Annotated in this window: 4 protein-coding genes and 2 pseudogenes; 1 reads left to right on the top strand and 5 read right to left on the bottom strand. The window is 62.8% G+C overall.

The genetic code is table 11. The features are described from left to right. Window positions 1–163 (top strand): annotated as a pseudogene (locus tag WJW29_RS06995) (IS5/IS1182 family transposase); the annotation flags it as partial. 178 nt (window positions 164–341) lie between these two features. On the opposite strand, the pseudogene WJW29_RS06990 reads toward WJW29_RS06995, so the two are convergent. The 5 genes and pseudogenes from WJW29_RS06990 to lapB all read right to left on the bottom strand — a co-directional run bounded on the left by WJW29_RS06990 (window position 342) and on the right by lapB (window position 7,295). Then, window positions 342–2,162 (bottom strand): annotated as a pseudogene (locus WJW29_RS06990) (monovalent cation:proton antiporter-2 (CPA2) family protein). A 172-nt stretch (window positions 2,163–2,334) separates the two neighbouring features. Beyond that, the gene (gene galU, locus WJW29_RS06985; protein WP_011258884.1) at window positions 2,335–3,228 is read right to left on the bottom strand and encodes a UTP--glucose-1-phosphate uridylyltransferase GalU; all 894 of its coding nucleotides are present in this window, start codon (window positions 3,226–3,228) and stop codon (window positions 2,335–2,337) included. Next, window positions 3,228–5,135, bottom strand: a complete 1,908-nt coding sequence (locus WJW29_RS06980; RefSeq protein WP_011258883.1) for a nucleoside-diphosphate sugar epimerase/dehydratase — start codon at window positions 5,133–5,135, stop codon at window positions 3,228–3,230. Before WJW29_RS06980 ends, galU begins: the two co-directional genes overlap by 1 nt. A 13-nt stretch (window positions 5,136–5,148) precedes the next feature. Then, complete coding sequence (locus WJW29_RS06975; protein ID WP_011408448.1) at window positions 5,149–6,117, bottom strand: glycosyltransferase family 4 protein; 969 nt, start codon at window positions 6,115–6,117, stop codon at window positions 5,149–5,151. After that, window positions 6,117–7,295: a lipopolysaccharide assembly protein LapB gene (gene lapB, locus WJW29_RS06970; protein ID WP_011258881.1), complete on the bottom strand. Its 1,179-nt coding sequence runs from the start codon at window positions 7,293–7,295 to the stop codon at window positions 6,117–6,119. Before lapB ends, WJW29_RS06975 begins: the two co-directional genes overlap by 1 nt. Window positions 7,296–7,300 lie beyond the last annotated feature (5 nt).

Here is a 7,300-nt window from a genome sequence, read left to right as displayed (position 1 = left end):
CCAAGGCGATGCACTGCACGTGCTCGGCTGCGCCGCTGGCGACAACCTGCGGTGGCGGCTGCGCTGGATCGCCTTTTTGCGTGCCTGGTTGCAGGTGGTGCGGGCGCGCCCCTCAACGCGCTCAAGCATCATGTGGCCGGCAAACATGGCATTTGGTGTTTGAGAGGGTTTTTCAGGGGCGACCAAGTAGCGAGCAGTCGTCAGATAGGTGCATACGGCGCGCACAAGCCGAGGCGGATGAGTGGTAAATGCCCACCGACGCCGGCCGCACCTGCCTGGCGCCTGCGCAGTGGTTTCGTTCGCCGCTCTTACTCGCGTATCGCTGTCTCTACTTGCTCGGCTTACGGCACCGCATCGGGATTGAGCGTGCGGCTGCCGCGACGCGGTCGCGTGAACGGTGTGGGCCGGGGCGCGGCTGGCAACGTGTTGCCGTACATCAGCCCGGCTCCGGCGCGTGCATCGCCGGCAGCGATCTCCAATTCGGAACGCTCGGCATCGCGCCGACGAATATGGCGCGAAATCATGCCGGCTTGGTCCTCGTCCATCCCCGGTTCCTCCAGCGCGACTCTGCCGAAGATCACCGCCGACTCGAAGGTCTCGCGGATCTGGTAATCCACGCCCGCAGCCACCAGTTGCAGCGAATGCTGGCGATCGTAGGAACGCACCAGCAGCTTGGCATGCGGAAACTCGCGCGTTGCCAGTTCGACGATGCGATTGGCCGCCTCCTGGTTGTCGACGCAGACCACATCGCGCGTGCGCTGTGCGCGCCGGAGGCATGCAACACGTCCAGCCGGGGCCGTCGCCGTAGTAGATCTTGAAGCCCAACTCTTCAGCGCTTTGCATCATCTCGATGTCGTTGTCGATGATGGTCACAGCCACGTCGCGCGCCAACAGCGATTGACTGGCGACCTGCCCGAAGCGCCCGAAGCCGATGATCAAGTCGCTGCCGGTCTGCCCGCTGGCTTCTTCCACGCCATCCAGCGAGACCGCCGCGGCCGGCGTCAGCCGCCGTTGCAGCAACACGAACAACGGCGTCAGTGCCATCGACAACACCACGATAGCGGTCAGGCTGGCGGTGACCTGCGCATCGATGACACCGGATGCCGAAGCGGCGGCAAACAGCACGCATGCGAACTCGCCGCCCTGCGCCATCAGCATGCCGCGATCCAGCGCCTGCCGATGGTCGCTGCGCATCAGCCGCGCCACCGCGTAGATGCATGCGCCCTTGCCCACCATCAAAGCCAGCACGCCCGCTACGATCAAGCGCCAATCGGCCGCGACCACGCGTAAATCCAGGCTCATGCCGACACCCAGAAAGAACAGCCCCAGCAGGATGCCGCGAAACGGTTCGATATCCGCTTCGATCTGATGCCGGAACGTGGACTCGGACAACAGCACGCCGGCCAGCAATGCCCCCATCGCCATCGACAGCCCGGCCACCTGCATCAACAGTGCCGCGCCCAACACCACCAGCAATGCTGCAGCCGTCATCACCTCGCGCGCCTTGGACGCAGCCAGAATGCGGAACAGCCGATTGAGCAGCCAACGCCCGGCCACCAGCAAGCCGACGATGCAGGCCAGACCGATGCCGATGCCCTGCCAGCGCTGCGATGCGGCCTGCGGATCGCAGCTAGCAGCCATCCAGGCTACGATCGCCAGCAACGGCACGATCAACAGATCTTCGAATAGCAGAATCGCTACGATCTTTTGCCCCGGCGGCAAGGCCACGTCACCGCGCTCGGCCAACAACTGCATCACCACGGCGGTGGAGGTCAGCACAAAACCGGACGCCGCGACGAAGGCTACCGGTGGTGCGAAGCCGAGCAGCATGCCGATGCCGGTCAACACCAGCGCGCAAACCGCGATCTGCAACGTACCCAGCCCGAAGATTTCCTTGCGCAGGCTCCACAGGTGCGATGGACGCATTTCAGCCCGATCACGAACAGGAACAGGAACATCACCACGCCCGACTCGGCGACATGCAGGATTGCTTGCGGTTCGTCGAACAGGCCTACCCCAAACGGACCAATCGCCAGCCCCGCCGCCAGGTAACCCAGCACCGAGCCCAGACCCAATCGGCGAAACAACGGGATCGCAACGACGGCGGCGCCCAACAGGACAATCACGTTGATCCGTTCACTGGATTCGGCAGGTTGGCTCATGCCCGGATTCTAGCGGCACTCACGCGGCATCGGCCTGCACCTGGGTGCGCATCTGTGCGGCGCTTGCCCTTGCCATACCGAGCTCTGCCAGCGCAGCGGCATCGTGTGGCGAGTCCTGAACGACGAACGACGCCAGCTGGCGTCGTTCGTGGAAACAGCGATCAGGCAGCAATCAGCCGCGCGCGTCGGCCTGGGCCAATGCGTTGCGCAGGATTTCCTTCGCTGGGCCGCCATGCTTTTCGTGCTCGAGCGCGAAATGCACGGTGGCTTCGATCAGGCCGATATGCGCACCGCAATCGAAACGGCGACCTTGGAAACGGAAGGCATCGACCTGCTCTTTCTTCAGCAGCTCGGCAATCGCGTCGGTCAGCTGGATCTCGCCGCCCGCGCCTGCACCGGTAGCCTCGAGAAATTCGAAGATCTTCGGGCTCAGCACATACCGACCGACTACGGCCAGATTACTCGGCGCCACTTCCGGCTTGGGCTTCTCGACGATCGCAGTGATGCGGCCCTTGCGGCCATCGAATGCATCGGTAGAGACGATGCCGTAGCTGGCCGTCTTTTCCTGCGGCACATCTTCCACCGCAATGACGCTGCCGCCGGAGGCCTCTGCAACATCGGCCATCTGGGTCAGCGCGGCATCGCCGCGGTTCCACATCAGATCGTCCGGCAGCAGCACCGCGAACGGTTCGTCACCGACCACGGCCTTGGCACACAACACCGCGTGGCCTAGGCCGAGCGCTTCTGCCTGCGTCACAAAAATGGCGCGAACGCCTTCCGGCAACGCATGGCGTACTAGCTCCAGCTGCTCCAACTTGCCTGCACGCTCAAGCTTTTGCTCCAGCTCGTAGGCCTTGTCGAAGTAATCGGCAATGGAGTGTTTGTAGCGGTTGGTCACAAAGATCAACGTATCGCAACCAGCCTGGATGGCTTCGTCGACGGCGTACTGAATCAAGGGCTTGTCGATGATTGGCAGCATTTCTTTCGGCACCGTCTTGGTTGCCGGAAGAAAGCGGGTTCCAAGACCTGCGACGGGAAATACTGCCTTGCGAATACGCTGGCTCATTACAGTCTTCTGACCTCACGTGCGGGGAATGGAACGACCGTATCAGATCGCGCGTCGACTTTCCGTCGAGCAGCCGCGAAATCCGGCATCAGACTGCCCAGCACCGTCTCCATCGCGTTGATGTCATAGCGGTTAACGGCCTCGCGCAAGCGCGTCACCAGCTGCAGCACTTGCTCATGCGAGAACTCGCGCACACCGGCTTCGAGAATTTTGGAGTGCGCGGTGGGGCGATAGTCTTCGTCGGAATAGAACAGCGTCTCGTGCAGCTTCTCGCCCGGACGCAAGCCGGTGTAGAGAATCGCCACGTCCTTGCCCGGCTGCTTGCCGGCCAGACGGATCATCTGCTCGGCCAGCAGGCGAATCGGCACAGGCTCCCCCATGTCCAGCGTATAGATCGCACCATGCGATGCAGACGCCGCTGCCTGGATCACCAACTGGCAGGCTTCGGGGATGGTCATGAAGTAACGCGTCACGTCCGGATGCGTCACCGTGACCGGGCCGCCCTGACGGATCTGTTCGCGGAACAATGGCACCACGCTGCCTGCCGAATCCAGCACGTTGCCGAAGCGCACGGTGATGAAGCGCGTCGGCGCATCGCGCGCGTCAAGGCTCTGGCAGATCATTTCTGCATAGCGCTTGCTTGCGCCCAGCACGTTGACCGGCTCGACCGCCTTATCGGTAGAAATGAAGACGAAGGTTTCGATGCGTGCACGCTGGCAGGCGCGCGCCACGTTCTCGGTTGCCAGCACGTTATTGCGCACCGCCTCGCGCAATTGCTCTTCCAGCAGCGGCACCTGCTTGTAAGCGGCAGCGTGAAACACCGCATCCGGGGTCGCGGTGTTCAGCGCATGCGCAACCACTGCCGGGTCGCCGCAATCGCCGAGTACGCGCACCACTTCGATATCCGGGAATAGCCGACGCAGATCCGAGTCGATGGTCAGCAACGCCAACTCGTCGATCTCCAACAGTACGATCCGGCGCGCTCCGTGACGGGCGCACTGGCGGCAGACTTCCGAGCCGATCGAACCGCCGGCGCCGGTCACCATCACAGTCTTGTTGGTCAGCCAGTCGCGGATCAGGCGCCAGTCGGGCGTGACCGGCTTGCGGTTGAGCAAATCCTCGATCGCGACCTCCTTCAACTCGCCCGGCAACGAGCGCCCTTCCAGGACGTTGATCAGCTTGGGCACCATGCGGAACGGCAGGCCGGTGCTTTCGCAGATCGCCACAACGCGCTGCATGCCGGAGGCATCCAGCGATGGGATCGCGATGACCAGCAGCTTGGCGGCAGTTTCTTTGGCAATCGCAGCAGCTTGATCCAGATTGCCCAGCACATTGAGACCCTGGATCTTGGCGCCGTGCAGGTTGTTGGCGTCGTCCAGATAACCAATCGGCACAAACGCGCCAGTACGGCGCAGATCGCGTACCAAACCTTCGGCAGCACGCCCTGCTCCAAGGATCAGCACGCGCTGCCCGGCATCACCGGAATGCGTGATCTGGTAGTCCTTCCAAGCGCGATACAGCAAACGCGGCGTACCCAGCATGGCCGACAACGCGAACGGATAGACCACCAGCACCGACAACGGCACGCGATCCAGGCGGTCGTACGACAACGCGAGCACGATCGCGACCAGGCCGAGGAAACTCGACTTGAAGATGTTCCATAGGTCCGGCACCGAGGCGAAGCGCCACAGTCCGCGGTACAACCCCATCTTCCAGAACACCAGACCCTGCGCCACCAACACCACCCCGGTGCGCCAATCCCACAGCGGCAGATCCGGCGCCTGGCGCAACATGGAATAGCGGCCGGCGTGCAGTAGCTGCCAGCACACCCACACCATCAATAGGTCGTGTACCACGACCGCTATCTGCGGCAGGGCCTTGGTCAAACGGTCACGCGAGGAAATCATAAAAATCCATTACTCAGGAATTGCGCAGTCCATCGCGCAGAAAGTGCCAGATTGCAGTAGCGCCCACGCCCCAGACCAGAGCTCCGGACACCTGCTGCCAAAATGCATTATGGCGGATCAACACATACAAGCAGACGGCAGCGACGCTGAAAGCGAAATAAATGCCGGTTACCGGAACGTGCGTCTCAAGCCGACGTGCCAGACGCTGGTAAACATGCTGCGCATGTGGCTCCCACCAACGCTCTCCTGCGAGCAGGCGAGCAAGCAGCGTGAAGCCGGCGTCTACAAGAAAGGCCGTCAACGGAAACCAACTGATCCACCAGCTCACCTGACCACTCGCCACGTTCAGGGCCAGCAACGCTGCCAACACATAGCCGAGCGCACCACTGCCGCCATCGCCCATGAAGATGCGCGCACGAGGAAAATTGAATGGGATAAATCCCAGGCACGATGCTGAAACTGCCAGCCCGGCCCATGACCACCCAGCCGGCGCCACCAGCAAAAATCCGAAGGCAGCCAATGCCGCCTGACTGCTGGCCAGCCCGTTGATGCCGTCCATGAAGTTCCAGACGTTGATCAACACCACAGACGCGGCGGCAGTGAGCACCCCATCCCACACGCTACCCGTGTGATGGCAAACCAATCCACCCAACGAGGCCGATGCGGCCAGGTGGATCGCAAACCGCAGCCTGGCCGAAAGCGGCCGGTGGTCGTCCCACCAGCCCACACCGGCCACCGCAATCAAACCCACTGCGAACCAGCCGAGCGTCAGGCTCGCTGTTGGCCACAGCACACTTGCCGCGACGCAGCCCAGCAAGATTGCCGCCACGATTGCCATGCCGCCGCCACGCGGCGTCGCCACGACATGGCTGCGCCGTTCGCCGGGATGATCGAGCAAGCGGCGGTGCAAGGCATAACGCCGCAACAGCCAGGTTCCCAGCCCCGCAACCAGCAGGTGCAGCACGCACCACAGCCACGCCATCAGACCACCGCGTAGTTCAACAACGGTTTGACCGTACCCCACTCCTTGCAGCTCGGGCACTGCCAGTGGTGCGTCTTGGCCCCGAAGCCGCAGCGCGTGCACCGATAGCTCGGATTGCGCACCAGCAACTGGTCGGTGATGTGCTTGAGGTCTTGCAGCGTCCCGACCGGGTCGCTTCCCTCGGCCAGGGTGAGGTCGATCAACGCCGATTCACCACGCACCGACGGGCGATCCTTGAGCTGTCGGCCGAGATAGGCCAGCGCAGGCGCCACGCCATCCTGGGCCTCGATCAGCTGGGTCAGCGCCAGCACCGGCGCGATGCCGCGATAGTGCTCGGTCATTTCTGACAAGAAATTGCGCGCCCCTGAGATATCGCCGACCCGCCGATACGCAGCCATCAACGCAGGAATGATCTCCGGCAGGTATTCCGGATCGTGCCGGGCTGCACGCTCGAATGCGCGCACCGCCGCTTCATCGTGACCGCGCTCGGCTTCGATGCGCCCTTCCAAAATACCGGCGCGCACGGAGGTGCCATCGGCCTGGTAGGCACGTGCGATCGCCTGCAACGCATCGTCGGTCTTGCCCAGGCCACGATTGCGGTCAGCCAGTTCGCATTCGAATTGGGAGATCAGCTTGCCCATTGGCTCGCCGGTCACTTGTTCATAGCGGGTGGCGTTGTCGATTGCCTTTTCCCAATCGCGCTCGGCCTGATAGATGCCGATCAGGTGACGCAACGCTTGCGGTGCACGCTGGTCCAGCTGCGCCAGTTCGGTGAACACCGTTTCGGCACGGTCCAGCAACCCGGACTTCATGTAATCCTCGCCGAGTGCCAGCAGGGCCTGGACGCGCTGCTGATCGGTCAGGTCGCCACGCTGCACCAGGCCCTGGTGCAGGCGGATCGCACGATCCACTTCACCGCGGCGACGGAACAAATGCCCCAATGCGACCTGGGTCTCAAAGGTTTCCTTGTCCAGTTCGGCGATATGCAGGAACAGCTCGATCGCCTTGTCCGGCTGCTCGTTGAGCAGATAGTTCAACCCACGGAAATAGGTGCTGGAAAGACGACTGACCTGCGTGTCGCCATGACGCTGACCGCCACGACGACCGACGATCCAGCCGCCCAGCGCGGCCAGTGGCACAAACAGAAAGAACCAGATCCACTCGGTCAGAAAGTCCATACGTA

The organism is Xanthomonas sp. JL1, from assembly GCF_038405005.1.
The sequence above is the reverse complement of the archived record's forward strand: the minus strand, read 5'-3'. Positions and strand labels throughout refer to the sequence as shown.

Bases quoted from the DNA above. Each gene is read 5' to 3' on its own strand.
- galU (WP_011258884.1), bottom strand. From the start codon at position 3,228: ATGAGCCAGCGTATTCGCAAGGCAGTATTTCCCGTCGCAGGTCTTGGA.
- WJW29_RS06980 (WP_011258883.1), bottom strand. From the start codon at position 5,135: ATGATTTCCTCGCGTGACCGTTTGACCAAGGCCCTGCCGCAGATAGCG.
- WJW29_RS06975 (WP_011408448.1), bottom strand. From the start codon at position 6,117: ATGGCGTGGCTGTGGTGCGTGCTGCACCTGCTGGTTGCGGGGCTGGGA.
- lapB (WP_011258881.1), bottom strand. From the start codon at position 7,295: ATGGACTTTCTGACCGAGTGGATCTGGTTCTTTCTGTTTGTGCCACTG.